The sequence below is a fragment of the Enterococcus sp. C63 genome (assembly GCF_040887215.1).
GTDB lineage: Bacteria > Bacillota > Bacilli > Lactobacillales > Enterococcaceae > Enterococcus_B > Enterococcus_B hirae.
In genome coordinates this window covers 334,931-360,796 of sequence record NZ_JBFOFI010000003.1, presented here as the reverse complement: position 1 = coordinate 360,796, position 25,866 = coordinate 334,931, and the positions used below count along the sequence as shown (strand labels likewise).

Here is a 25,866-nt window from a genome sequence, read left to right as displayed (position 1 = left end):
TGACGTTGGATTATTCTTATGACTAACGACATCTGCAACGTTAAATTAGAGGCTTGACTTTCTTCAAATTTGCTTGTAGTATACTCATTGGGCACCCTTTTAAAGGGTCAGAAGTTCACAGAAATTTTGCTCCCTATTCTAACTAGAATAGGGAGCTTTGTTCATTTTCTGGGACTTTTCCTGCAGATAAAAGAAGAAGGAGTTTTTGAACTTATGACAAAATACATTTTTGTAACGGGCGGCGTAGTTTCATCGATTGGTAAAGGAATCGTTGCAGCTTCTTTAGGTCGTTTGTTGAAAAATCGTGGCTTAAAAGTAACCATCCAAAAATTTGATCCCTACATCAACGTAGACCCGGGAACAATGAGTCCGTACCAACACGGAGAAGTTTTTGTAACAGACGACGGAGCAGAAACTGATTTGGATCTAGGCCATTATGAACGTTTTATCGATATCAATTTGAACAAATACTCCAATGTTACTACAGGGAAAATTTATTCAGAAGTACTTCGTAAAGAACGAAAAGGGGAATACTTAGGAGCAACTGTTCAAGTCATCCCTCATATCACTAATGAAATCAAAGAGAAAATCATGCGTGCGGCAAAAATGACTGATTCAGACGTGATCATCACTGAAGTTGGCGGAACAGTCGGCGATATCGAATCTTTACCATTTCTAGAAGCACTACGCCAAATGAAGGCGGATGTTGGTGCTGATAACGTGATGTATATCCACACCACATTGATTCCTTACCTAAAAGCTGCTGGAGAAATGAAAACTAAACCAACTCAACATAGCGTGAAAGAATTACGTGGTTTAGGCATCCAACCTAATATCTTGGTGGTTCGAACAGAGCAACCTGTTTCACAAAATGTGAAAAATAAATTAGCACAATTTTGTGACGTAGAACCCGAAGCAGTGATTGAGTCACCAGATGTGGACACACTTTACTCTATTCCGTTGCTTTTACAAAAACAAGGGATGGATCGCATTGTTTGTGAACATTTGAAACTAGAAACGCCAGAAGCTGATATGGAAGAATGGAAACAATTAGAAGAAAAAGTATTGAATCTGAAGAAAAAAGTCCGAATTGCTTTAGTAGGTAAATATGTAGAATTACCAGATGCTTATATCTCAGTTGTTGAAGCGTTGAAACATTCAGGCTTTGCTTTTGATGCGGATATCGAACTTGACTGGATCAAGGCTCAAGATCTAACCAAAGAAAATGTTGCAGAATATTTGAAAGATGCAGATGGTATCTTAGTACCTGGTGGCTTTGGCGATCGTGGGGTCGAAGGAAAAATTGAAGCGATCCGTTACGCTCGTGAAAATGATGTGCCTTTCTTAGGGATTTGTTTAGGCATGCAAATGGCGTGTGTTGAGTTTGCTCGTAATGTGGTTGGTTTGGAAGATGCTGCTTCAGCAGAAACTACACCAGAAACAACGAACAATATCATTGATTTGATGGCAGACCAAGAAAATATCGAAAACTTAGGTGGAACGTTACGTCTAGGTCTTTACCCATGTAAAATTAAAAAAGGAACGAAAACAGCGGAAGCTTATGACGGAGCCGATGTAGTACAAGAACGTCACCGTCATCGTTATGAATTCAACAATAAATACCGTCAATTATTTGAAGAAAAAGGATTAGTATTCTCAGGTGTTTCTCCTGATAATCGTTTAGTGGAAATCGTGGAATTAACAGAGAAAAAATTCTTTGTTGGTTGTCAATTCCATCCAGAATTGATCTCAAGACCAAATCGTCCACAAAAATTGATCAAAGGATTTGTCGGAGCTGCTTTGTCTGAACGTGAAGGAAAATAAGCGGGACAAATACGCTTTTAATGTTTCAGATGAATTTAGAGAAAACAGTTATAAATAAATTGTTATTGTTTGAACAATAAAAAACGATAAAATAGCCATTTTTGACTAAATCAGCCAACTGAAAACCTTATTTTTTGCAAAAAAGTTCTTGAAAATTTTCATTTTCATTGATTTTAGTAGAAAACTCTGAAAATGTTTGGTAAAATAGGTTCGTTGGTTAAGGATAGTCTTAACAAATTTAGTTTTACAAAACTTAGGAGGAATTTATTATGCCAGTAGTATCAGGAGCTGAATTTTTAAAAGCTGCTCGTAAAGGCGGTTACGCTGTCGGCGGATTCAATACAAATAACTTAGAATGGACTCAAGCAATCCTTGAAGCAGCTGAAGCAAAACAAGCACCAGTACTTATCCAAACTTCAATGGGTGCGGCTAAATACATGGGCGGCTACAAAGTTGCTAAAGATATTATTTGTGACTTAGTTGAATCAATGAACATCACTGTTCCTGTTGCCATCCACTTAGACCATGGTGACTATGATGCAGCTATGGAATGTATCGAAGTAGGCTATACTTCAGTTATGTTTGACGGTTCTCACTTACCATTTGAAGAAAACTTGAAATTAGCGAAAGAAGTTGTAGAAAAAGCTCACGCTAAAGGAATTTCTGTTGAATGTGAAGTTGGTTCAATCGGCGGAGAAGAAGATGGAATCATTGGTAACGGTGAATTAGCAGATATCGAAGAATGCAAACAAATGGTTGCTACAGGAATCGACTACCTAGCATGTGGTATCGGTAACATCCATGGTCAATATCCAGAAAACTGGAATGGTTTAGCATTTGATCATTTACAAGCAATCGCTGATGCTGTAGGTCCAGATATGCCTTTAGTATTACATGGTGGATCAGGTATTCCTCAAGAACAAATCCAAAAAGCAATTTCAATGGGTGTTTCTAAAGTAAACGTAAATACTGAATTCCAATTATCATTTGCTAAAGCTACTCGTGAATATATCGAAGCTGGCAAAGATAAAGAAGGAAAAGGTTTTGACCCTCGTAAATTGTTAGCACCAGGTAAAGCTGCAATCATTAAAGATGCAGAAGAACACATTGATTGGTTCGGTTCAGCTAACAAAGCTTAATTAATCGATTAAGAATGCCGTGAAACAGGTTCAACCTGTTTTGCGGTTTTTTTTTCGCAAATTGATAATCGTTCACTTTGATAAACATTTGTCCATCTTTTTTCAGAATAGACCTTTGATTTTTGAGGAAATAAAAAAGAATGGGAACTCGTTTCTTTATTTCATCTATGATAAAATACAAGCATGTGTAATAAAATTGAACAATAACAAGGTGGAAATCAATGAAAAAAATCATAATTGAAGGAAATCGTCCGTTAACTGGTGAAGTAACGATCAGTGGGGCTAAAAATAGTGCAGTGGCTTTGATTCCTGCAGCGATTTTAGCAGATTCTCCGGTTATTTTAGAAGGCGTACCTGATATTCAGGATGTTCATTCACTAATCGAAATTTTAGAAATCATGGGAGCAAAAATCCATTTTTCACAAAATATTTTAGAAATTGATCCCCGCGGTATCGTCTCTGTGCCCATGCCAAGTGGTAAGATCAATAGTCTACGAGCTTCCTATTATTTTATGGGGGCACTGCTTGGAAAATTTGGTGAGGCAGTGGTTGGTTTGCCAGGTGGTTGCTATCTAGGACCACGACCAATTGATTTACATGTCAAGGGTTTCGAAGCATTAGGTGCTTCAGTCAATAATGAACATGGTGCAATGTATTTACGGACCGACCAACAGGGATTACAGGGAAATCGGATTTTCATGGATGTCGTTTCAGTCGGTGCAACGATCAATGTGATGTTGGCTGCTATTAAAGCGAAAGGTCAGACAGTAATCGAAAATGCCGCTCGTGAACCAGAGATCATCGATGTTGCTACTTTGTTGAATAATATGGGTGCCAAAGTGCGAGGAGCAGGGACGGATGTGATCCGAATCGAAGGTGTAGACAAACTCCATGGTTGTCGCCATTTCATGATCCCTGATCGAATCGAAGCAGGGACTTATCTAGCGCTTGCTGCAGCAGCAGGAAATGGTGTTAAGATCAAAAATGTGATTTACGAACATTTAGAAAGTTTTATTGCTAAACTTCAAGAAATGGGCGTAAACATGACAATTAGAGAAGATGAGATTGAAGTGTTTCCGTCTAAAGAGTTAAAAGCGGTGAATGTGATGACTTATCCATATCCTGGGTTTGCAACAGACTTACAACAACCATTGACTCCCCTCTTATTAATGACCAAAGGAACAGCTAAAATCACAGATACGATCTATGCTAAACGTGTGAATCATGTGCCTGAATTAGCACGTATGGGTGCTGATATATCAGTGGAAGGGAATTTGATCATTACAAATGGACCAAATAAACTTCATGGAACAGAGGTAGTCGCTTCTGACCTTCGAGCAGGTGCTTGTTTAGTTATTGCAGGTCTCATGGCTGAAGGAACAACTACTATTTATAACGTAGAATATATTTTACGTGGTTATGATCATATTATTGAAAAATTGACGGCATTAGGTGCTGAAATCCAAATGGTGGAGGAAGTGGAAGCTGAATGAGTGATTATTTAACGATGGCGGAACTGGAAAATAAGACATTAAAAGAGGTCTACAGTTACGCAAAAGAATTTAAGATTCCTTATTATAGCAAAATGAATAAAAAAGAATTATCTTTAGCTGTGATTCGGGCGCAAGCAGAAAAACAAGGGTTTTATTATATGGAAGGAATCTTAGATATCGTTGGACAAGATGGGTATGGTTTTTTACGGCCAATCAATTATGGGCCAAGTGTAGAAGATATCTATATCTCTGCTTCACAAATAAGACGGTTTAGTTTGCGAAATGGAGATAAAGTAGCAGGAAAGGCTCGCCCACCTAAAGAGTCAGAACGTTATTATGGGTTGATGCACGTGGAAAGTGTAAATGGAAAAGACCCAGAAGAAGCCAAAGAACGTCCGCATTTTCCAGCATTGACACCTCTGTATCCTCAAGAACAGCTTAGGTTAGAAACAACCTCTCAAAGACTAGCAACAAGAATGATCGATATCTTCTCACCAGTAGGTTTTGGTCAACGTGGCTTGATCGTAGCACCTCCTAAAGCCGGAAAAACTTCTGTGTTAAAGGAAATCGCCAATGGAATCACTGAAAATCATCCAGAAGTAGAACTGATCGTTCTTCTGATCGATGAACGCCCAGAAGAAGTCACGGATTTGGAACGAAGCGTCAAAGGAGATGTCGTTTCATCTACTTTCGATTTACAACCACAAAATCATACAAGGGTATCTGAGTTGGTCCTGGAAAGAGCGATGCGTTTAGTCGAAGATAAACGAGATGTCGTGATCTTGATGGATAGTATTACCCGATTAGCTAGAGCTTACAATTTAGTCGTACCGCCAAGTGGTCGTACATTGAGCGGGGGAATCGATCCAGCCGCACTATATAAACCAAAAAAATTCTTCGGAGCAGCTAGAAATATCGAAGAAGGTGGAAGCTTGACGATCTTAGCAACTGCCTTAGTCGATACGGGTAGCCGAATGGATGATGTGATCTATGAAGAGTTTAAAGGAACAGGGAATTTAGAACTTCAACTGTCTCGTGAACTATCTGAGCGTCGTATCTTCCCTGCCATTGATATCAAGAAATCTGGTACGAGAAAAGAAGAGCTTCTAATGCCAGAAGATCAATTAGAAGAAATTTGGAAGTTACGAAAGAATATGGTCGGCGATTCATTGGAATACACCGAACAATTGATCCGTTTTTTAAGAAAAACCAAAAACAATCAACAATTTTTCAAAGAATTCCAAGATGTCTCGTTCGGTAAAAAAAATCAGACAAGAAATCTAAAAAGATAATTGCAACGTTGTTAGAAACATGTTAAGATGTTACTGTTGTATATCGACAAATCAACTCTGGTTCAGCAAATGGGTCAGGGCAAAGGAGCGAAAACGCATGAAAGAAAACATCCATCCAGATTACCATCCAGTAGTGTTCTTGGATTCAACAACTGGCTTTAAATTCTTGTCAGGTTCAACAAAAACTTCACAAGAAACAGTTGAATGGGAAGACGGTAATACATACCCAGTCATCCGTGTCGAAGTTACTTCTGACTCACATCCATTCTATACTGGACGTCAAAAATTCACACAAGCAGACGGACGTGTGGACCGTTTCAACAAAAAGTACGGTCTCAAAGACGCAAACGCTGCAGAATAATCAAAACATTGTTCATACGATGTTTAGCAGACTATCTGATAAAGGTAGTCTGTTTTTTTGTGTTTTCTGTTTCTGATAATCAAAAAATGGTCACTAAAAATTTATCATACCATATTTTTTAAAGTTCTGATTTTCATTATTTCCTTTCGTTGGAAAAAAACGACAACATTTATAAAATAATGCATGTTAATGTTATATTATAAAGAAAAAATAACATTAAGGGGTGCTAATATGAGTAAGAAGAAAGCAATGATTTTGGGGTCTTTACTGTTCAGTATGGTTATTTTATCAAATGACCTAAATGTTGAGGCAACAGTAAATGAACCGACTATTGGGACGGAAGTCGTTCTTTCAGAGCGAAGTAATGAAAACGCTTCAATGGTTTTGAATGCTTATCAAAGTGAGGATGTTGAGAGTTATCGGGAAGAAATCGGTAATTGGTTTGGTCCTAGTAGCAATCAATCTACAGGGATCTATAAACGTAAAAATGATACGATCGAAATTTATGTAGATGAAACGGCGCAACAACTACCAACGTATACGATTACCAGGGCTAGTCTGAAAGATTATCTCGAAGGGGCAACGAAAGGGAAACGACTAAATAGAGGAAGAAACGTCATTTCCGGTACCCAAGAAGGTGTGATCCATATCCAAAATGAATCCACTCGCATCACGCAACAAAAAACGAGAATTGAAATACGTGGTGGTATAACAATTCCACGTTTTATTCTAGGAAAAATGACCAATAAAGATTGGCAGAATGAGGTAAGAAATCATCCAAATGCACCTGCTTATGAATTGGTCAGTGATCGAGTTTTGGTTACAGGATCCGACAAAACAATTAATTATGTGAAGGACCCAACTAAAATTTTAACAACGAAAGAAAAAGTAATTGATCTTCACGATCAAACAGCCGGACTAGATAATAGCGCTACAATCCATCGTCAACCAACTGGCTTAGTTCAACATATGCGTGAAACGAGTGCCAGAGAAGATTATATGTACGCGTATGAACAACATACTGGTTTTAATTATGCAGATGGAATGAGAGTCTTGTTAGATCCAGACGGTTCCTCACAGTGGGGGATTTGGCATGAATTAGGTCATACCTATCAAATTGATGATATGGGTTGGGAGGATATGACCGAAGTGACCGTGAATATCTTTTCGATGCGGGTACAAAAAGCATTAGGACAGCGTAGTCGTTTAGAAGAAGATCGCGTATATACGGATATTTTCAATTATTTGAATCGAAGTCAATCGAAAAATTTTGATAAACAAGATGAATTTGTTCGACTAGGAATGTTTTGGCAGTTGGAATTAGCATTTGGCAGCGACTTCTATCCTAAACTACATCAGTTATACCGTGAAGAAAGTCCACAGCTATGGACAGAACAAGACAAGCGACAACATTTTATCTTATCTGCTTCAAAGATCAGTAACAAAAATCTAACGCCATTTTTTGAAAAATGGGCTATCGAAGTTACTGCTGATACTAAAAAAGAATTAGCAAGACTACCAAAATTAACGAAGAAAATCTGGGAATATCGTGATGAAATGAAAGGTGATGTAGGAAATATTACCGATGATGATAATAACAATGGCAACACGGAAGATCCTTCAATTGAAGCTTGGGATAAAGATAAAGTGTATGTTGCTGGGGATATTGTCATGTATAAAGGTGTAAAATATCGTGCAAAATGGTGGAATACCGATAAAGTTCCTGGAGAAACGATTGACTGGGAAAGAATTGATTGATCATCAATAAACACAACGTATTTTGATTGTAACGGTCAAAATACGTTGTGTTTTTTTATATAAGTAAGGCCTGAAACACATGAACCTCTTATTTTAATGATCACTATCGATCATTTTTTTGACTGATTTTTTAAAATTTTGATCCATTTTTCGTTATTCGTTCAAAGCATTGAATGGCTGAATTAGGGATGCTATACTTGCCACAGTTATTAGAAAGCGTTAACAAATAGTGAAAGGAGGCTATATGGAGTGGAGATTAGTCAACTGATTTCAGAAGAATTGATTCTTTTCGATGACTCAATTCGATCAAAAAAATCATTATTTGAATGTATCGGTACTACACTTGAAACCACACATAGAGTAAAAAGTGCAAAAAAAATAATCAAAGCATTATTCAAAAGAGAAGAGGAAGTGCCTACAGGGATTGAAGCTGGATTTGGTATCCCACATGCTAAAAGCAAGGCTGTCATTACACCAACCATTTGTTTTGTTCGTAGCAGCCAGATTACAGAATATCTTGGCTTAGATGGGGAGCCAATTGCATATACTTTTGCAATCGTGGTTCCTGCAAACGCTGCTGACAGTCATCTTGAGATTCTCAGTGCGTTGTCAAGGCGATTAATTGATCCAAACTTTAGAAAATAAATCAAAGAAGCAAATTCAGCCTCAGAAATTATGACCGTTTTAAAAAATGAAGAAAAAGCAATCCGTTAAATGAATCATCGAATAATGTCACACGCATCAACTGAGACCGTTATTGAATAAGCAGATAGGGGAGAATAACGATGAAAATAATTGGTGTAACCGCATGTCCTACGGGAATTGCGCATACGTATATGTCCGCTGAGAAATTAGAAGGGACTGCTAAAAAACTAGGCCATGATGCAAAGTTTGAAACGCAAGGAATCAAAACGGAAAATAGGTTAACTACAAAAGAGATTGCTGAAGCAGATGCGATTATTCTAGCAGTTGATAAAGAAATTGATATGCAACGTTTTACGGGTAAAAGAATCAAAAAAGTTTCAACGAGTCGAGCAATTAAAGAACCAGAATTGGTAATTGATGAAGCATTAAAAGGGATCAATACGTTAGAAATTGCTCAATCAGTTGAACAAACAAAAGCCACGAAACAAAAAGCCACACTTTATAACCATTTTATGAGTGGTGTGAACTATATGTTACCGTTTGTGATTGCGGGCGGAATTATTATCGCATTAAGTTTTGCTTTTGGGATCACTGCAGCGGATCCTAAATCAGCTGACTATAATGTCCTAGCTGCCGCATTTTCTAGAATTGGTGGAGACACCGCTTTTGCCATGATGGTGCCAGCTTTAGGGGCAGGGATTGCGACCTCTATTGCGGGGAAAGCTGGCTTTGCACCTGGGATCGTGGCAGGGCTACTGGCATCTACTGGTGGTTCTGGATTTCTTGGAGGAATGATCGGGGGGCTGTTAGCAGGGTATGTGACAGATTTTCTGGCAAATAAAATTCCTGTAAAAAAAGGTATCTTAGCGATGTATCAATTGATCGTCGTTCCGTTAATATCTATCTTGATCATTGGTTTAGCAATGGTTTTTGTAATCGAACAACCCATTTCGTGGTTATTAGAAGTATTAACCAATTGGTTGAATAGTTTAGGCAATACTTCTGGGTTAATGTTTGGCTTGATCATCGGCGTGATGATGGCAGCTGATATGGGAGGGCCAATCAATAAATCGATCTCAACTTTTTCCATTGGTTTGATGTCTGCCGGAGTCAATGCACCCATTGCAGCATGTATGGCAGCTGGAATGACCCCACCGTTGGGGATCGCCTTAGCCACACTGTTGTTCAAGAAAAAGTTTACGAAAGAAGAACGGACTTCTGGTCAATCTTGTTGGGTGCTTGGTGCTTCTTATATTACAGAAGGAGCGATTCCCTTCGCAGTTTCAGATCCGATTCGAGTCATTCCGAGCTTGATTCTTGGCTCTGCTACTGCAGCGGGTATCTCAATGGCTGCCGGTGTCACATCCATTGCTCCTCATGGTGGGATTTGGGTCATGCTGATACCTAACGTGATCAATCACCTACCCATGTATTTGCTAGCGATTGGTGCTGGGACAGTAGTTACGGCTCTTTCACTTGGATTATTAAAGAAATCAAGCGAAGAACAAGTCGGAAATGAAGAAAAAATAGTGAAGCAAGAAAAAATAATAAATGAGGTGGAAGTATAATGTTATATACAATGAAAGAGTTATTGAAAGTAGCTAAAGACAATCAATTTGCTGTTCCTGCTTTTAATATTTGTAGTTATGATATGTTAAAGGCAATCATGGAAGAAGTAGAACGGTTAAATGCACCAGTGATTTTAGAGATCCATCCCGATGAGATTGCTTACTTGAATGATGAATTTGTTGCTGCTGTTCGAGCTTATGCGCATAAAAGTAAAGTACCTGTAGTGATCCATCTTGACCATGGCGGTAAAGTAAGTGATGTGTTACGAGCTATCCGCAATGGCTATACCTCGGTTATGATTGATGCCTCCTTGCAATCCTTTGACGATAATATAAAGATAACTAAAGAAGTGGTGGCTCTAGCTCACGAGGTAGATGTGTCAGTCGAAGCAGAAATTGGTACGATTGGGAATAATGGGTCAGCAGAAGGTGGGGCAGCTAATATTATTTACACAGATCCTGAACAAGCAAAACAGTTTGTTGAAGAAACGAATATTGATACATTAGCTATCGCTATTGGAACAGCACATGGCTTATATCCTAAAGATAAAACACCAAAACTGAATATCGAGTTATTGAAAGAATTGAATGAGAGCATCGATTTGCCGTTTGTTTTGCATGGTGGTTCAGGAAATCCGGATAAAGAAGTAAGCGAAGCAGTTAAATATGGTGTAGCTAAGGTCAACCTTAGTTCGGATCTTAAAAGTGTCTTTTTCGATGCATTAAGAGAAATCTTAAATGAAAACCCGGAAATGTATGAACCGAATATGATCTACCCTTATGCGAATCAAAAAGTACAGGAAGTAGTGAAACATAAAATGACGATCTTAAACACGATCGATCAAGCCAAGTGTTATAAATAAGACGAATTTCTCACCGTTTATTCGTTTTAGAGATACTAGAAGAGACCGAGACAAGTTTTGGCTCAGTCTCCAATGAAATCGAAATCGAGTGGTCATGAAAAAATGCTCAGTATTTCTAGGTATAAGCCAATGAATCGCTAATTTTAGTTGTTTCGGCTGATGTCCTATAGCGAAGCATTTTCATTCTAACCACTCGATTCTGTTTTTGGATGTAGGTGGAGGCATCTTTGTTTATGGTAAAATAAAGCGAAAGAGAAAGGAGTGGGGAAGATGTTAAGTGACGTAGAAGAGCGACAACAAACGATTGTCAATCATTTGAAAATCAACCAATTTGCCAGAATTACTGAATTGATCGATTTAGTCAATTACAGTGAAGCGACAGTGAAACGAGATCTTGTTGTCTTAGAACAAAGTGGTCTGATCCGAAGAGTCCGTGGTGGGGCTATGTTAGTAGATAATCAGAAAATCGATGTACCATATATGATGAAAATCACCCATTTAGAGGAAGAAAGTGAAAAACGTTATATTGCGGATATCGCAGCTAATTTGATCAAAGATGATATGGTTTTATTTTTAGACTCTAGTACAACTAGTTTGCATTTAGTTCGAAATTTAGGTCGATTTGAGGGGCTGCAAATCATTACGAATGGGGTCATTACTGCTGCGATGCTAAGTGAATTTACTTCAGCAAAAGTATCGATCGTCGGTGGTAAAATCGTTCAAAAACGAGCAACGATCAACGGAGCAAAAGCGTATAATGATATTTTGACTTATGCTGCTGACCTTGCAATCATCAGCTGTCGAGGATTTGATTTTAATCAAGGCGTGACGGAAACGCATGAAGGAGAAGCGTTAGTAAAAAGAGCGTTTCGTAAACAAGCCAATCATTTGATGGTGTTAGCTACACAAGATAAATTAGAACAACGCTTCATTCATCAAGCAATTGCTAGTCATGAAATCGATTATTTAGTGACCAGTCAGAAATTAACGAACGAACAATTGAAAAAAATCCATGAACACCACACAGAGTGTTTTTATTAATCAGAAAGACCAATAAAAGTGTATGTTCTCATAAAATTCATTCATTGATAACACCTATAATTTGTATCAAGAAAGCTATAGTTTGTTCATGTACACCCTTTTTAGTAAGCGCTATCATAAATTGTGGGAGATAATAATTGAGAAAGGAGTAATGAGTGAACAGTTGCAGCAAGCGATTAGATAAGAACAAATCATAGGAGGTAGCGATGAAGAAGTTAGAAGGTACTTTAGCTGGGTTGTTGGTAACGGTGATGATGGGAATTGCACTGAAAGAACCGGTCGTTTATGCACAAGTAGATGCCACAAATCCCGAGGTAAGGGTTTCGATGGATAATCAACCGGAGTCCTCTTACTGGTTCCCTGATGAATTGCTTAAATGGACGTTTGATCAGGATACAGATGCGAAATACAATGTTAGTGTTGAGCCTTTAGCCACACGAGTGGAGAAATCGCACTTATTAAAATCGAATACTACCCAAAACGAAAAGATGAAGGTTGTCGCACTTTCGATCATGAATAATAGCACTAGTGGAAATGCACCAAGAGGGAGCAATCAGTTTGATGCAAATGTTTTTTCGAATTGGCAATATATTGATCAATTGGTTTATTGGGGAGGCTCAGCTGGCGAAGGTATTGTTGTTCCGCCAAGCCCAGATGTTACCGATGCGGCGCACAAAAATGGTGTGCCTGTTTTAGGTACGATCTTTTTTCCGCAAGGGGCCCATGGCGGAAAAATCGAATGGTTGAATACTTTTTTAGAAAAAGATGATCAAGGTCATTTTCCAATCGTGGACAAGATGATCGAAGTCGCCCAAAGATATGGGTTTGATGGATGGTTCATCAATCAAGAGACAGAAACCAATCTAACGAAAAAGCACGCTGATTTAATGAAAGAACTGATTGTGGAATTTAAACAAAAATCAGCTGGAGCGTTAGAGGTTATGTGGTACGATTCCATGACAAGTGATGGGAAAATGGATTGGCAGAATGCGTTGACTGATCAAAACCAAGATTATTTAGTGAATGCTGATTTGAATCCAGTAGCAGATAGCATGTTTTTGAATTTTTGGTGGAATACCTCTAGCTTAGCAGGCCAAGATCTATTGCGTAAATCAAAAGAAAAAGCAGAAAGTTTAGCCATTGATCCCTATGATTTATTTGCGGGAATCGATGTCCAAGAAAAAGGGTACGATACACCGGTCAGATGGGATTTGTTTACGGATAAGAAGGGAATACCTTATACTTCACTAGGACTTTACGTCCCAAGTTGGACCTATTCTTCTTCCAATGATCCAATGGACTACCAACAAAAAGAAGAAAAATTCTGGATCAATGAACAAGGGGATCCTACTAAAAGTACACTACCGGCCGGCACAAGTTGGCCTGGGATCTCTACTTTTTCGGTTGAACAAACCGCTATTACGCAATGGCCTTTTATCACCAATTTCAATGTCGGAAATGGTTACAGCTATTTTAGCAATGGGCAACAAGTTTCAACAAATGAATGGAATAATCGAAGTCTCCAAGATATCATGCCGACTTACCGCTATATTATCGAAGAAGGAGCTGGCAATAAATTAGCTGGTAGCGTGGACTATACTACTGCTTTTAATGGTGGGAGTTCTTTGGCTTTTAAAGGTAAGATGGCAGAAAAAGTAACAAGTAAGATCAAACTGTATCAAACAAAAGTCAAAGTCGAAAAAAACATGTCATTTACGACGACAGCCAAAGCATCTGATCGAACCACGTTGAAACTAGTGTTAGGTTTTGCTGATGGTACATTTGAAACGTTTAATGGCAATAAAAAAATAGGGAATGACTGGACAACGGTTTCTTATCCTTTGAATAAAGCAACTGGAAAAGAAGTAACGTCGATTGCCTATGAGGTAGCCTCAGCAAAAGCAAATGAGAATTATGAGTTATTCTTAGGTCAAATTTCTGCAACACCTAAAAAAGTGCTGAGTCCAACAGCAGTCACTGATGTTACGTTCGATGATTTGTCATTTGACGAAGAAGCAATGTTTGCCGGGATCAGACTATCTTGGACTAGTCCACAAGCAGATCGCATCAAACACTATGAAATTTACCGAGTTCTAGACGATGGAACACGTGTCTTTATCGGAGCCACACCTGCTGAGAATTATTTTATCAATGGCTTAGAACGTCAAAATGCAACAGCTACAGCTATCGAAGTTGTGCCAGTTGATATCTATGGCAACAAGGGTGAACCTTCCAGACCAATCAGTTTTGACTGGCCATCTGTTCAGTTAGCGCGTGCTTCCTTTACTGTCTCAAAAACTTTGGTAGCGCCAGGAGAACCGATCACTTTCACAAACACCTCTTCACGAAATACCCAAAGCTTAAAGTGGACATTCAAAGGTGCTGATGTAGAGTCAAGTACGGAAGAACAGCCTCGTGTCACTTATTCAAAAGAAGGAAGCTACGATGTAGAATTGACAGCGATCAATGAAGCAGGAGAAACGACAACTGAAATGAAAGGGATCGTTACGGTTACCAAGAATGCCCAAGCTGGTCTGAGTTTATTATCTAAAGGTGCCAAAGCAGAAGCCTCTTCATATGTGAATGAATCAGAGGCACCAAAGTTTGCTGTCGATGGTGATCTTGGAACAAAATGGTGTGCTGTAGGGAGTGCCCACATACCATCACGATTGACTTAGGAACAGCTAAATTGATCAGTGAAGTGCGCATGGCTCATGCTTCTGCAGGAGGAGAAAGTGTAGGCATGAATACCAAAGCTTATATTATAGAAGTGAGTGCAGACGGAGAAAATTTCCAAGAAGTTTCGCGAACAACTAATAATACGCAAGGTTCAACGCTAAATACCTTTGCAGCAACGACTGCCCGATTTGTGAGAGTCATCATCGATCAACCAACTCAAGGCGCAGATACAGCTGTCCGTCTTTATGAACTAGAAGTTTATGGGTTAGCAGAATAAAATTGGGTGATTGTTTCTGAACAAAAAGGAGTTCTGACAGAAGTATCTATTCATGAAAATAAGCCGAAGAATCCAAAAATAGTTTCTTCTATCTTTAGATTCTTCGGCCAATATTTTGCTAGAGGTGAATACTTCAACACCTTTTATTCGTTTCTTGAATCAGTTTCAGTTCATCACTAATTCCATTCAAGTTTTGCTGAGTGGCTCTTTTTTTTATTATAAACGATATAGAGAACTGTACAGATCAAAGGAATGATACCAGAAACAATGTATAATCCTCTAAATGACGTATAAGATTTCAATATTCCCATCAAGTAGGGGCCAACACCTAGACCTAGATCTAATCCGATGAAGTAAGTTGAAAGAGCGATACTGATACGGTGTTCTTTGACGATTTTCAAACAAACTGCTTGTCCGTTTGACATGAAAGTCCCGTAACCTAAACCAACGAGTGCGCCTGAAATAAGTAAGGTGATGCTGTTCGTTGTCGCACTTAGTAGAAACAAGCCAGCAGTCAAGAACAAATAGCTAGGATACATGACATACTGTTCGCCTTTAGCATCAAAAATACGTCCCGTCAATGGGCGAGTGAAGGTGATGACTAACGCATAGACCACAAAGAAAAAGGAGCCTGCAGCGACTAAATGAATGACTTTCGTATAAGAAGACAAGAAGGACAAAACACTTGAATAAGAAAGACCCATTAAAAAGGTGATTCCTGTAATGAACAATGCTTTTTTCTCAATGAATCCATGGATACTCCAAGATTGTAGTGATTTTCTTTGAGTATCAGATAAATCAATGTTTTTGACTGGGAACATCAGACAGGCAATCGTTACAAGAAAAACTAAAACGATAGAAAACCAAATAATAAAATGAAAATCAGTCAGATTAAGCAAGATCATTCCTAAAAAGGGTCCGATAGCAGCAGCTAAACTAGTACTTAAACCATAATAATTGATCCCTTCTCCTTTTTTTGATTCAGGAATATAGGCAGTGACGATCGCATTGGTTGCTGTCGAAACGGTCCCGTAGCCAAACCCATTTAAAAAACGTACCAGATATAATACGCCGATCGTTGGGGTGAAAAGATAGGCTAAAGTAGAGAGTAAATAAAAAATCGCTCCACCACGCAAAGTAAACTTGCGCCCAAATAATTCAAGTTGTTTACCCATAAATAAACGAGCCAATAGTGTACCTATGATGTAGATACCAGAAGCAAAACCTGCTTGGCTCATACTAGCATGTAAATCATCTTGAGCAATAACGGCAATAATGACCATCAGTAAATAATAAATTAAATAGACAATGAAATTAATAAGAGTGATTCCGATAAAATGTTTATTGAATAATTTTTTTTCCATTTGCTTTGTGTTTACCCCTTAATCTGAATAAGCTTTTAATTTTTGGATTTGTACTTCAACATCGTGGTAATTTGATGGGTAGCGATCGACCAATTGACGAATGAACAAGTCTCGAGTCGTCATAAATAATTCTAAAAATTCTTCTAATTCATTCGATGGTTTTTCATCGACTGCTTTGATCAATTCAATCGAATTTTGGTAAGCATCATTTAAGAAAACCAAAGAAGCTTTCATGTCAAATCTTGTTTGATAAGCTGTTTCAAGTCGATTAATAATTGTTTTCATCCAGTAGTTCATATTTTTTTCCTCAATTCTTTCATTTTTTTTTACATTCGCAGTATAACGAAACGAAAAGAAGAAAAAAATCACAGACATAATTTAAAATGGTACTTAACAAATGTTAATATCATTAGTAAAATACCTTTGGGCTTTAAAATACTTAGAAATCTTGTATTATTTTTTTAGATAAATGTTTGGATGGGGGAGCATGATTGGACAGCAGAGTGCTAAAGGAATATTTAGAGAAAAATCAATTTCCAATTGTACGAAAAAGATATCATAAGTATCTAACTTTTGAAGGAGTGGAGGATTGTTACACGTATATTTTAAAAGAAGGCACGGTCAAAGCAAGTGTCATCTCAAATGATGGTCGTGAGTTCAACTTGAGGTATATTAAAGATCTAGAGATTGTTTCACTTTTAAAAGATGAATATTCGCAGTTTATTGATTCGCCGTACAATATTCGGATTGAATCTGAATATGCAGAATTTTATCGAATCAATCGAGTGAAATTTTGGGAACATATCAATGAAGATCCAAAGATGCAACATTATGTAAAAGAGTACTATCGTTATCGTTTACTGTATTCCATGAAAAAAATGCAACAAATGCTTTTAAATGGGAAATTAGGTGCCGTATGTACGCAACTTTACGAGTTATATGATTTATTTGGGGTTCGGACAGAGGAAGGCATGATGATCGATTTTGTGATCACTAATGAAGAAATCGCCAAGTTTTGCGGAATCTCTACCGCTAGTAGTGTGAGTAGGATCTTAAAACAACTGAAGGAAAATGGGATAATCACCGTTAAAGATCATCGGATCATTATCACCAATATGGATTTATTGGAAGACAATATTATCTTTTAAACAGGATCAGTGGAAAACATAAGATGCTTCCTTCATGTAGTTGTATCAGCTTTAGCTGACGACAATGCATGAAGGAAGCATCTTAATTTATGGATGATTGTTCCTATTGTGGTGCTTTAAAAGCTTCGACCACCACCACCGAAAGTCCCGCCACCGCTGGAATGAGTCGTACTTCCGCCACCGCCGCTGCCAGGAGGTGGGCTTTTTGGAATCCTGCGTGTAGTGACAAAGGAGTTGGTTAAGCGATCTGTTTTATCCGTTAATTTTACGTTTGATTTTTCTCTAAATGGGTATTTATAAGTTCCTGATTTCAACTGATACCTCGAAACTGTTACAAAGTAGAATACGAGGCTCAATGCCAGGGCTAAGATGATAGAAATCACTATTTCAGTCGTCGTCAACACTTTATACCGCGTGATCTTACCAGTCTCTTCATCAATTTGATAATGTCCTCCAGGAACTCCAGCTTCTACATATTCTGAAGTTTTAGTCAAATAGGCTTGAGCTGCTGCAAAATAAGCCGAATTCGTCATTTGGTCGTAGACATCATCTAACGTGTCATTGATCCGAGCATCATCAAGATAATCGATCATATTACCAGAAGTTGAAATGTAAATCTCACGTTGTCCCATATCTAACAACAGAACAGCCCCATTTTGATCATTACCGATCGCATTTCTTAAGTAATCATCTGCAAACGTTCGAGGTTCTTCTGAGTTGGAAGTCGTCGTTACGATAAAGATTTGTCCTTTGATCTTCTCATTGATAGGCTGGATTTGTTGCTCTAAAGATTGGATCTGCTCTTGCGTAAACAAACCAGCTTCATCGTTCACTGCGGGTGTAGCAGCGTCAACGGAAGAACTCCAAAAGAAACCGAATAGGACTAGAAAGAAAAGTAAAATTCTTTTTTTCATATCAAGTATCCTCCAATCATAAAGAGGATCGCCAATACAGCAAAGATTCCAAAAGCCGTCAAGCCCAGTTTTTTATGACTGATGGGTAAAACACCGCTGACTTTACCTGTTTGACCATTCATGGCGTAATAATAGACTTTCTTATTGGCATCACTACTGCGATAAGTGACTAACCATACCGGTAAAAGAACATATTCATTATTCTCACTAGTGATATCTGTCGAAGTCCGAACATTGGTCAATGTGGTATAACCATTTGCGGTGTCACGTAACAATTTCTCGGAGTAATCTTGCAGTTCATCTTGCACTTGTGATTTGATTGCTTCATATTCGATATCTCGTTTTTCTGCTTGAAACCCTGCCAGATACTGACTTTTGAAGTCAATTGCCTTGTTCAAAGGAAACGGTTGGACTGCTTCCACCATTTTTTGTTGGGTATTCTTGGACAACGCATTTTTTACTAGTTCTTTAAAGGAAAGTGAGCCTTCTCGATGAACAGCAAACTGTTTGGTTTCTGTATACTCGATGTCACCCACTCGCCAAATACGAATCACTGTTCCGGTCGCTTGCATAGAGCCGTCAACGGTTGCATCCGTTGTCCAATAAGGAAAATAAACGCCAGTTAGTTTGTCGATTTGGTCTTTGTTGAAAAATTCTTTGGGTACAAACCATTTTTTCTTTGTCCAAGCTAAGAATTTTTCGACCGCCTCTTCTTTTTCGACTGCAAATGGTAAGACTTTATTTGGCAGTAATTTTCCACTTAACCGTCCGGATAAAACAACTGGATTGTGACAATAGTAGCAGTAAGTAGCAGCCGTTGTTGCATCGGTCACGATCTCTGCCCCACAGCTTGGACAAAGAAATAGTTCCATCGTTGCTTCTGTTTCTTCTTCCACTGATTCAGTTGGTGTTGCTTGATCGCTAGGATCAGAAAAACCACCAGCTTCTTCAAACGCTTTTCGTTCTGCTTCATCCATCTGCTCCAACTGTTCATCTGCAGTAAAAGTAAAATCTTTTTCAGAATCTTGTTGGGAAGGCGGTTGATCTTCTGAGTGAATCCCTCGGGCTGCTTTTTGTTCTTGTTCGTACTGACTGACTTCTTCCTCAGTGTAAACATTTAAACAATAGTCACAGTGGAATTTTTGATCTTTTGGATCAAACGTGAGAGGACCCCCACAGTTTGGGCATTTATGTGTAAGAACGTCCATTCTATCCACACCTTTCTAAAACTTAGTCGAGTGGGATTCCTTTGAATGGTTTTCCACAATTTGGACAAAACTTAGGGATACCATTTGAAAGATCGACCACTTCGTTACATTCACTACATTTCATTTGTAACTTTGGTTGGACATTTGCAACTGGCTTGGCTGCCCCACAGTTAGAACAGAATTTTCCCGTATTTTCAGTTCCGCAGACTGGACATGTCCAAGTATCATTGCTCCCTTGAGCGGTTTGTTGGTTTTGTTTTTCAGCTTGTTGTTTGATTTGTTCCTGGTTATTTTGTGCTGCTTGTGAAAGGTAAGAACCATTAGCATTCATTCCCATTCCCATGCCCATGCCCATAAAGCCAGTCATCGCACCGGCATCATTTTTACCAGCAGCTTCCATCCCACGAGCAATCGAACCTTGAACATAGCCTTCACGAACACTTGGATCTCCCAACATCGCACCTTCATTACGCATATTGATCAATTTCACTGAATCATCTGTGTAAGAAATACTTGCTACTGCGACAGAAACGATTTCCATACCACGTAATTCATTCCAAGATTCATCTAAAACATTGCCCATGTATTTACTTAATTCTAAGCTTTTTGATGGAACATAAGAAATGCGCTGACCATCAGCAGACATTTGGTTGATTGCAGCTTGAAGAGCTGTTAAAAATTCTGCCAGATACTGCTCATTAATATCTGAGATTTCTACTTGCGTTTTGTTTTTAGGAATAGCGTTGGTATAAAACAAAATTGGATCAGTAATATGGATCGAATAAGTACCATGAGCTCGTAAGAACAATTCAGCATTGTAAAAATTGTCAAAATAGTTCAGTGGCGCACTGGTACCAAACTTGATTCCTTTGATTTCTTGAAGATTGATATAAAAGACTTGTTGCTTTTGAGGTGTCACGCCACCGAATTTAAAACGTTCAAAAGTTTCTGCGATCGCACCTTTCAATGAACCATTGAACATGGAAGGAGCAGAGTCATTTTTGATCGTGTAGTAGCCTTCTTCAGCAGTATAATCAATGATTTTACCACCATCTACAAGGAGCATCATCATATTCGGATAGACATGGACAACGGTTCCGTCAGTTAGAACATCCTCTGTTCCTTTACGATTGGAGCCACGTTTATCATCTTTACGTACTTTCACACCTTTTGTCATAACTGTTGTATCGCTCATATCCGCTGGTTCGATTACTTCGATCCATTGATCTGCTAATCCACCGCCGATCATGCTTGTTGCTGCTTTGATAAGACCCATAAAAAATTCCTCCCTTTATGAATGTTGATTGTTAAATGAATGACTCTATTATACCATAGGAGCAATGAAAAACTCTCAGGCGGAAGATGGATATTAGCTGTTTAGCTGATTTTCTTTCAGTTGCAAAAAACAAGGAAGATCGAGAAAGCTGTTTGTGAGTATTTATTTGAAAGAATCGGGGAATACACAAGTAACTACAAACGACAAATCATGATTCTTCTCATAACTATAGTAGTTTTTTTTAGTAAAATCACGTATAATAAAAGATAGTGAATTTTTCAAAAAAGGGGGATCTTCATGGCATATCAAGCACTCTATCGTGTCTGGCGTTCACAGCGTTTCGAAGACATTGTCGGGCAAAAAGCGGTGACACAGACGTTGAAAAATGCTATCGTTTCCCATAAAACTTCTCATGCTTATCTATTTACAGGACCACGAGGAACTGGTAAAACGAGTGCAGCTAAAATTTTTGCAAAAGCTATCAACTGTCCGAATAGTCAAGATGGAGAACCTTGTAATCATTGTGAAATGTGTCAGTCGATTACAGCGGGAACACAAGAAGACGTGATTGAAATCGACGCAGCAAGTAATAACGGAGTCGAAGAAATACGTTTTATTCGAGATCGAGCGAACTACGCACCGACAAAAGCAACTTATAAAATCTATATCATAGATGAAGTGCATATGCTTTCTACCGGAGCGTTCAATGCATTGTTGAAAACTTTAGAAGAACCTAAAGAAAATGTTATTTTTATTTTAGCAACAACCGAGCCACATAAGATACCAGCAACGATCATTTCCAGAACACAACGCTTTGATTTCAAACGAATCAATGCAGCAGATATCGTTGAGCATTTGGCATACATTTTAAAGCAATCAGACGTACAATATGAAGAACCAGCACTAGGGGTTATTGCTCGAGCAGCAGAAGGCGGGATGCGTGATGCGCTAAGTATCATGGACCAAGCGATTTCTTTTAGTAATGGGATCGTAACTGTGGATGATGCGATGCAAGTTACCGGTAGTCTAACCAACGAGATGATGGATGAATTTTTAGGCGCTTGTGTGAATAATGAAGTGCCCAAAGCGTTAGAATCATTAACAGATATCTTAGCTGCTGGTAAGGAAGCACGGCGCTTTTTAGAAGATCTTTTACAGTATTGTCGTGACTTACTGATGTACCAACAAGCACCAAATCTCGTAGCAGAACGAACAACTTCACTTCGAGAACCATTTGTCGAACTAGCAAAAGAAGTACCTGCACCTCGACTTTTTCAGATGATCCATATTTTGAGTGAAACACAAAATGAGATTCGTTTTACTAATAGTGCTACGATCTATCTGGAAGTAGCAACCGTCAAGCTAGCTCAAGCTTCTGGTTCAGCTGCTCCTTCAAGTAGTAACCAAGCAAGTGAAGTAGACAGTCAGTTAATTAATCAGCTACAAGCAGAGATCAAAGAGCTGAAAAAAGCGATCAACGAGATCAAAACGAATGGGGGAACCCCTTCAACTACTGCCAAGCAAACACAAGCGCCTGTTCAAAAGAAACAAGCAAGTACGTATCGGATACCAACTGAACGAGTGTATCAGGTTCTAAGAGAAGCGACCAGAAAGCATTTGAATGAAGTCAAAGAAGTCTGGGACGATTTGTTGATGAGTTTGTCTGTGACACAACGAGCGATGCTTAAAGCAAGTGAACCAGTTGCAGCTAGTCCTACTGGGTTAGTCATTGCGTTTGATTACGAGATCGTTTGTCAACGAGCTGCTAACGACGAAGAATTACAGTTGGCGATCCATAATAATTTAAGTCGAATGATCAAAGACTATGCACCAGATTCAGTCTATATCACGAGAGAAAGCTGGCCAACGATCCGCAAAGACTATTTAGTCCAAGCAAAAGACGGGAGTAATGATGATTCTTTTGCTCCGGAAGATTCAGATGAAGAGATCGAACTGATCCCTCAACAAGCACCAAGTGAAGAAACGATCGTCACGAAAGCCGAAGAAATCTTTGGCACAGATGTTGTGACAATCATTGATGATTAAATAAAAAAAGGAGAATGATCAATTATGATGCGCGGAATGGGAAACATGCAAGGGATGATGAAACAAGTCCAAAAAATGCAAAAAGAGATGGTTCAAGCACAAGAACAATTGAACGAAACAGAATTTACTGGTGTAGCAACCAATGAGTTAGTGAAAGTTATTTTTACAGGTGATCGTCGGATGAAAGACATCCAAATCAGTGAAGGTGTCGTGGATCCTGAAGATACAGAAATGTTGCAAGACCTGTTGATGATGGCTGTCAATGATGCTTTGACAAAAATCGATGCAGAATCTGAAAAAACAATGGGAAAATACACTAAGGGGTTACCCTTCTAATTTTTCCTAAAGGGGTAATGAAAATGCAATATCCAGAACCAATTGCTAAATTGATCGATAGTTACATGAGACTGCCAGGGATCGGTCAGAAAACAGCCACAAGATTAGCTTTCTACACGATCGATATGAAAGATGAAATCGTGAATGAATTTGCTAAATCGTTGTTAAGTGTCAAACGAGATCTTCATTTTTGTAGTGTTTGCGGCAACATCACAGAAGAAGACCCATGTGAGATTTGTAAAGATCCTTCAAGAGATCGGGGGGTTATCTTAGTTGTCGAAGAACCAAAAGACGTGATGGCGTTAGAAAAAATGCGGGAATATCGTGGGCTTTATCATGTTCTACATGGGGTTCTTTCTCCAATGGAAGGGACTGGACCTGAAGATATCAACATTTCTTCGTTACTTGAACGCCTACATGATGATCAAGTGAAAGAAGTGATCATTGCAACAAATGCAACCACTGAAGGAGAAGCTACTGCCATGTATCTTTCACGATTGATCAAACCGGCTGGTATCAAAGTCACTCGATTGGCCCACGGCTTATCCGTTGGTTCGGATATCGAATACGCTGATGAAGTGACCCTGTTAAAAGCGGTAGAAGGCAGACGCGAGTTATAAATTTTCTATAAAAAAGAATTTCGGCTACAATAAAGAAGTAACGCAAGAGATGGGGGCAAAAATGTGAACGGACTATTTATTACGATCGAGGGACCAGATGGAGCTGGGAAAACCAGTATTCTAAATGAGTTATTCCCTCTTTTGAAAAAAGTAGCAAAAACAAAGATCATTCAAACAAGAGAACCAGGTGGGATCCCGATTGCCGAAGAGATTCGGGCAGTTATCCTTGATCCTAAAAATGATCGGATGGATGAACGGACAGAAGCTTTGCTATATGCTGCGGCTAGAAGACAGCATTTGGTCGAGAAAGTCCTACCTGCTTTATCAGAAGGAAGCATTGTTTTATGTGATCGATTTGTAGACAGCTCATTGGCTTATCAAGGGGCGGGACGTAGAATTGGTGTTTCTGAGATTGCCCGCTTGAATGAATTTGCTACAGAAGGTACGACACCTGACTTTACCCTTTATCTCGATATTGATTCAGATACTGGATTGCATCGCATTAAAGAGAACCGAAGAGGTCAAATCGATCGATTAGATTCAGAAGGATTGGAATTTCATCAACGAGTACGTCATGCGTATTTAAAAATAGCTGAAGAGAATCCTGAACGTATTTATAAAATTGATGCAAGAAAGAGCTTTGAAGAGGTACTTCAAATAAGTTACAGAGCCATTGTTGAACAATACCCACAATTTTTTGAAAACTAGGAAGGTGACTGTATATGAAAATTATTTTAGCAATTATTCAAGACAAAGACAGTAATCGTTTATCCAATGAATTGATTGATGCCAATATCCGTGCAACAAAATTATCTTCAACTGGTGGCTTTTTGAAAGCTGGCAACAGTACATTTATTGTTGGGATTGAAGACGAACGTGTAGAAGAAGCATTAGAAATCATCAAAAAAACTTGTGAATCAAGAAAACAATTTGTTTCAACACCTGTCACGTTGGATATCTCTATGGACGGTGGAGTTCCTTATCCAGTAGAAGTTGAAGTCGGTGGAGCAACCGTCTTTGTGTTACCAGTTGAAGGATTTCATCAATTTTAGGAGGCGCCATGGATCAAGAATTTACGCTGGATCAAATGCAACCTATCGTGTATCAACAGCTTCAACGAAGTTTTGAGCATGGGCGCCTCGCTCATGCTTATCTTTTTGAAGGCGAAAAAGGAACGGGAAAACACGAAATGGGGATTTGGTTAGCACAACACCTGTTTTGTACGAATCTGCAGGAACAACTTCCTTGTGGAGTATGCAATAATTGTCAACGAATCCAAAACCAAGAACATCCAGACGTTTTAACGATCGTACCAGAAGGGCAAACGATCAAAGTCGATCAAATTAGACGTTTGCAAACCGAATTTAGTCGTAGTGGTTATGAATCTCGGAAGAAAGTCTTCCTTATTCAAGAAGCAGAAAAGATGAATGCAAGTGCAGCAAATAGTTTGCTTAAGTTTTTAGAAGAACCACCAGGCGATTTTCTAGCGATCTTAGAAACAGATTCGATTGGGCGAATCCTACCAACGATTCAATCACGCTGCCAAATCTTGCATTTTCAGGAGCTGGCTAAAGATGCGTTGATTTATAAATTACAACAAGCACAGATTCCTTTAGAAAAAGCGAAACTTTTGACTTTCTTGACGAACAGTTTCACAAAAGCAGTTGAAATATCGCAAAATGAATGGTTTAATGATGCTAAGGATTCGATTCAACAGTGGTTTGTGTATTTGCAAAAAAATGATACACAAGCATTCATTTATGTTCAAAAAAAGTTAATAAAGACTTTTAAAGAAAAATCGCAACAATTTACTGGTTTATCAATCTTAATGTTTTATTATCAAGAAGCTTTACAACAAGCTTTAATAGCAGAAAATCTTAGAAAAGTAACACGTATTAATCAGACGATTGAGCGTATTTTATTAGCGGAACAGAAATTAAGAAGCAATGTCAGCTTCCAAGCAGTAGCGGAACAGTTTGTTTTACAAACAATTACTGGCTGAGACAGCAGGAAA

The 25,866-nt window shown here is 38.6% G+C and carries 21 protein-coding genes and 2 pseudogenes; 18 read left to right on the top strand and 5 right to left on the bottom strand.

All coding sequences use genetic code 11. From position 1 onward, the window contains the following. The first annotated feature begins 213 nt into the window (after positions 1-213). The 11 genes and pseudogenes from AB3H90_RS07085 to AB3H90_RS07035 all read left to right on the top strand — a co-directional run bounded on the left by AB3H90_RS07085 (position 214) and on the right by AB3H90_RS07035 (position 14,940). Positions 214-1,824 (top strand): CTP synthase, encoded by a 1,611-nt coding sequence (locus AB3H90_RS07085; protein ID WP_010718709.1) that lies wholly within the window; start codon positions 214-216, stop codon positions 1,822-1,824. A 269-nt stretch (positions 1,825-2,093) separates the two neighbouring features. Next, complete coding sequence (locus AB3H90_RS07080; RefSeq protein WP_010718708.1) at positions 2,094-2,963, top strand: class II fructose-bisphosphate aldolase; 870 nt, start codon at positions 2,094-2,096, stop codon at positions 2,961-2,963. Between the two features lie 221 nt (positions 2,964-3,184). After that, positions 3,185-4,456: a UDP-N-acetylglucosamine 1-carboxyvinyltransferase gene (locus tag AB3H90_RS07075; protein ID WP_368016448.1), complete on the top strand. Its 1,272-nt coding sequence runs from the start codon at positions 3,185-3,187 to the stop codon at positions 4,454-4,456. Beyond that, positions 4,453-5,748: a transcription termination factor Rho gene (gene rho, locus AB3H90_RS07070; protein WP_010718706.1), complete on the top strand. Its 1,296-nt coding sequence runs from the start codon at positions 4,453-4,455 to the stop codon at positions 5,746-5,748. The genes AB3H90_RS07075 and rho overlap by 4 nt, the downstream gene beginning before the upstream one ends. A gap of 97 nt (positions 5,749-5,845) precedes the next feature. Further along, entirely contained in the window at positions 5,846-6,109 is a 264-nt protein-coding gene (locus AB3H90_RS07065; protein WP_010718705.1) for a type B 50S ribosomal protein L31, read from the top strand. 231 nt (positions 6,110-6,340) lie between these two features. Then, positions 6,341-7,867, top strand: a complete 1,527-nt coding sequence (locus tag AB3H90_RS07060) for a M60 family metallopeptidase (protein ID WP_368016447.1) — start codon at positions 6,341-6,343, stop codon at positions 7,865-7,867. Positions 7,868-8,116: 249 nt separating this feature from the next. After that, positions 8,117-8,509 (top strand): annotated as a pseudogene (locus AB3H90_RS07055) (PTS sugar transporter subunit IIA); the annotation flags it as partial. Positions 8,510-8,652: 143 nt separating this feature from the next. Then, positions 8,653-10,080, top strand: a complete 1,428-nt coding sequence (locus AB3H90_RS07050) for a PTS fructose transporter subunit IIC (RefSeq protein ID WP_010738049.1) — start codon at positions 8,653-8,655, stop codon at positions 10,078-10,080. Further along, a complete protein-coding gene (locus AB3H90_RS07045) occupies positions 10,080-10,943 on the top strand; it encodes a ketose-bisphosphate aldolase (protein WP_368016446.1) in 864 nt (287 codons plus the stop codon). The genes AB3H90_RS07050 and AB3H90_RS07045 overlap by 1 nt, the downstream gene beginning before the upstream one ends. Positions 10,944-11,213: 270 nt before the next feature. Beyond that, a complete protein-coding gene (locus tag AB3H90_RS07040) occupies positions 11,214-11,984 on the top strand; it encodes a DeoR/GlpR family DNA-binding transcription regulator (protein WP_010718700.1) in 771 nt (256 codons plus the stop codon). Positions 11,985-12,190: 206 nt separating this feature from the next. Beyond that, positions 12,191-14,940 (top strand): annotated as a pseudogene (locus tag AB3H90_RS07035) (discoidin domain-containing protein). Positions 14,941-15,116: 176 nt separating this feature from the next. On the opposite strand, the gene AB3H90_RS07030 reads toward AB3H90_RS07035, so the two are convergent. Beyond that, entirely contained in the window at positions 15,117-16,304 is a 1,188-nt protein-coding gene (locus AB3H90_RS07030) for an MFS transporter (protein WP_368016445.1), read from the bottom strand. An 18-nt stretch (positions 16,305-16,322) separates the two neighbouring features. Further along, on the bottom strand, positions 16,323-16,601 hold the full coding sequence (locus tag AB3H90_RS07025; protein WP_010718697.1) for a hypothetical protein: 279 nt from the start codon (positions 16,599-16,601) through the stop codon (positions 16,323-16,325). 194 nt (positions 16,602-16,795) lie between these two features. Here AB3H90_RS07025 and AB3H90_RS07020 point away from each other — a divergent pair, with 194 nt between their 5' ends. Continuing rightward, complete coding sequence (locus AB3H90_RS07020) at positions 16,796-17,452, top strand: Crp/Fnr family transcriptional regulator (protein WP_010738044.1); 657 nt, start codon at positions 16,796-16,798, stop codon at positions 17,450-17,452. A gap of 116 nt (positions 17,453-17,568) precedes the next feature. Here the strand turns inward: AB3H90_RS07020 and AB3H90_RS07015 are convergent, their stop codons facing one another. From AB3H90_RS07015 to AB3H90_RS07005, 3 genes are read right to left on the bottom strand one after another with little or no spacing between them, the layout of a single operon-like run. Next, complete coding sequence (locus AB3H90_RS07015; protein ID WP_010738043.1) at positions 17,569-18,366, bottom strand: TPM domain-containing protein; 798 nt, start codon at positions 18,364-18,366, stop codon at positions 17,569-17,571. Beyond that, positions 18,363-19,574 (bottom strand): hypothetical protein, encoded by a 1,212-nt coding sequence (locus AB3H90_RS07010; RefSeq protein ID WP_063627447.1) that lies wholly within the window; start codon positions 19,572-19,574, stop codon positions 18,363-18,365. The genes AB3H90_RS07015 and AB3H90_RS07010 overlap by 4 nt, the downstream gene beginning before the upstream one ends. A 22-nt stretch (positions 19,575-19,596) precedes the next feature. Next, positions 19,597-20,850: an SPFH domain-containing protein gene (locus AB3H90_RS07005; RefSeq protein ID WP_368016444.1), complete on the bottom strand. Its 1,254-nt coding sequence runs from the start codon at positions 20,848-20,850 to the stop codon at positions 19,597-19,599. Between the two features lie 297 nt (positions 20,851-21,147). Here AB3H90_RS07005 and dnaX point away from each other — a divergent pair, with 297 nt between their 5' ends. From dnaX to holB, 6 genes are all read left to right on the top strand, one after another. Then, positions 21,148-22,896: a DNA polymerase III subunit gamma/tau gene (gene dnaX / locus AB3H90_RS07000; RefSeq protein ID WP_034699015.1), complete on the top strand. Its 1,749-nt coding sequence runs from the start codon at positions 21,148-21,150 to the stop codon at positions 22,894-22,896. A 24-nt stretch (positions 22,897-22,920) separates the two neighbouring features. After that, positions 22,921-23,232, top strand: a complete 312-nt coding sequence (locus tag AB3H90_RS06995; RefSeq protein ID WP_010718691.1) for a YbaB/EbfC family nucleoid-associated protein — start codon at positions 22,921-22,923, stop codon at positions 23,230-23,232. A 23-nt stretch (positions 23,233-23,255) separates the two neighbouring features. Then, a complete protein-coding gene (gene recR / locus AB3H90_RS06990) occupies positions 23,256-23,852 on the top strand; it encodes a recombination mediator RecR (RefSeq protein WP_010718690.1) in 597 nt (198 codons plus the stop codon). 63 nt (positions 23,853-23,915) lie between these two features. After that, the gene (gene tmk, locus AB3H90_RS06985) at positions 23,916-24,560 is read left to right on the top strand and encodes a dTMP kinase (RefSeq protein ID WP_096708825.1); all 645 of its coding nucleotides are present in this window, start codon (positions 23,916-23,918) and stop codon (positions 24,558-24,560) included. Between the two features lie 14 nt (positions 24,561-24,574). Beyond that, a complete protein-coding gene (locus AB3H90_RS06980; protein ID WP_010718688.1) occupies positions 24,575-24,904 on the top strand; it encodes a cyclic-di-AMP receptor in 330 nt (109 codons plus the stop codon). An 8-nt stretch (positions 24,905-24,912) separates the two neighbouring features. Next, complete coding sequence (gene holB / locus AB3H90_RS06975; protein WP_010718687.1) at positions 24,913-25,854, top strand: DNA polymerase III subunit delta'; 942 nt, start codon at positions 24,913-24,915, stop codon at positions 25,852-25,854. The last annotated feature ends 12 nt before the right edge of the window (positions 25,855-25,866 follow it).

Bases quoted from the DNA above. Each gene is read 5' to 3' on its own strand.
- rho (WP_010718706.1), top strand. From the start codon at position 4,453: ATGAGTGATTATTTAACGATGGCGGAACTGGAAAATAAGACATTAAAA.
- AB3H90_RS06980 (WP_010718688.1), top strand. From the start codon at position 24,575: ATGAAAATTATTTTAGCAATTATTCAAGACAAAGACAGTAATCGTTTA.
- AB3H90_RS07075 (WP_368016448.1), top strand. From the start codon at position 3,185: ATGAAAAAAATCATAATTGAAGGAAATCGTCCGTTAACTGGTGAAGTA.
- AB3H90_RS07080 (WP_010718708.1), top strand. From the start codon at position 2,094: ATGCCAGTAGTATCAGGAGCTGAATTTTTAAAAGCTGCTCGTAAAGGC.
- recR (WP_010718690.1), top strand. From the start codon at position 23,256: ATGCAATATCCAGAACCAATTGCTAAATTGATCGATAGTTACATGAGA.
- holB (WP_010718687.1), top strand. From the start codon at position 24,913: ATGGATCAAGAATTTACGCTGGATCAAATGCAACCTATCGTGTATCAA.
- AB3H90_RS07005 (WP_368016444.1), bottom strand. From the start codon at position 20,850: ATGGGTCTTATCAAAGCAGCAACAAGCATGATCGGCGGTGGATTAGCA.
- AB3H90_RS07015 (WP_010738043.1), bottom strand. From the start codon at position 18,366: ATGAAAAAAAGAATTTTACTTTTCTTTCTAGTCCTATTCGGTTTCTTT.
- AB3H90_RS07030 (WP_368016445.1), bottom strand. From the start codon at position 16,304: ATGGAAAAAAAATTATTCAATAAACATTTTATCGGAATCACTCTTATT.
- AB3H90_RS07050 (WP_010738049.1), top strand. From the start codon at position 8,653: ATGAAAATAATTGGTGTAACCGCATGTCCTACGGGAATTGCGCATACG.
- AB3H90_RS06995 (WP_010718691.1), top strand. From the start codon at position 22,921: ATGATGCGCGGAATGGGAAACATGCAAGGGATGATGAAACAAGTCCAA.
- AB3H90_RS07065 (WP_010718705.1), top strand. From the start codon at position 5,846: ATGAAAGAAAACATCCATCCAGATTACCATCCAGTAGTGTTCTTGGAT.
- dnaX (WP_034699015.1), top strand. From the start codon at position 21,148: ATGGCATATCAAGCACTCTATCGTGTCTGGCGTTCACAGCGTTTCGAA.
- AB3H90_RS07010 (WP_063627447.1), bottom strand. From the start codon at position 19,574: ATGGACGTTCTTACACATAAATGCCCAAACTGTGGGGGTCCTCTCACG.
- AB3H90_RS07025 (WP_010718697.1), bottom strand. From the start codon at position 16,601: ATGAACTACTGGATGAAAACAATTATTAATCGACTTGAAACAGCTTAT.
- AB3H90_RS07045 (WP_368016446.1), top strand. From the start codon at position 10,080: ATGTTATATACAATGAAAGAGTTATTGAAAGTAGCTAAAGACAATCAA.
- AB3H90_RS07085 (WP_010718709.1), top strand. From the start codon at position 214: ATGACAAAATACATTTTTGTAACGGGCGGCGTAGTTTCATCGATTGGT.
- AB3H90_RS07040 (WP_010718700.1), top strand. From the start codon at position 11,214: ATGTTAAGTGACGTAGAAGAGCGACAACAAACGATTGTCAATCATTTG.
- AB3H90_RS07060 (WP_368016447.1), top strand. From the start codon at position 6,341: ATGAGTAAGAAGAAAGCAATGATTTTGGGGTCTTTACTGTTCAGTATG.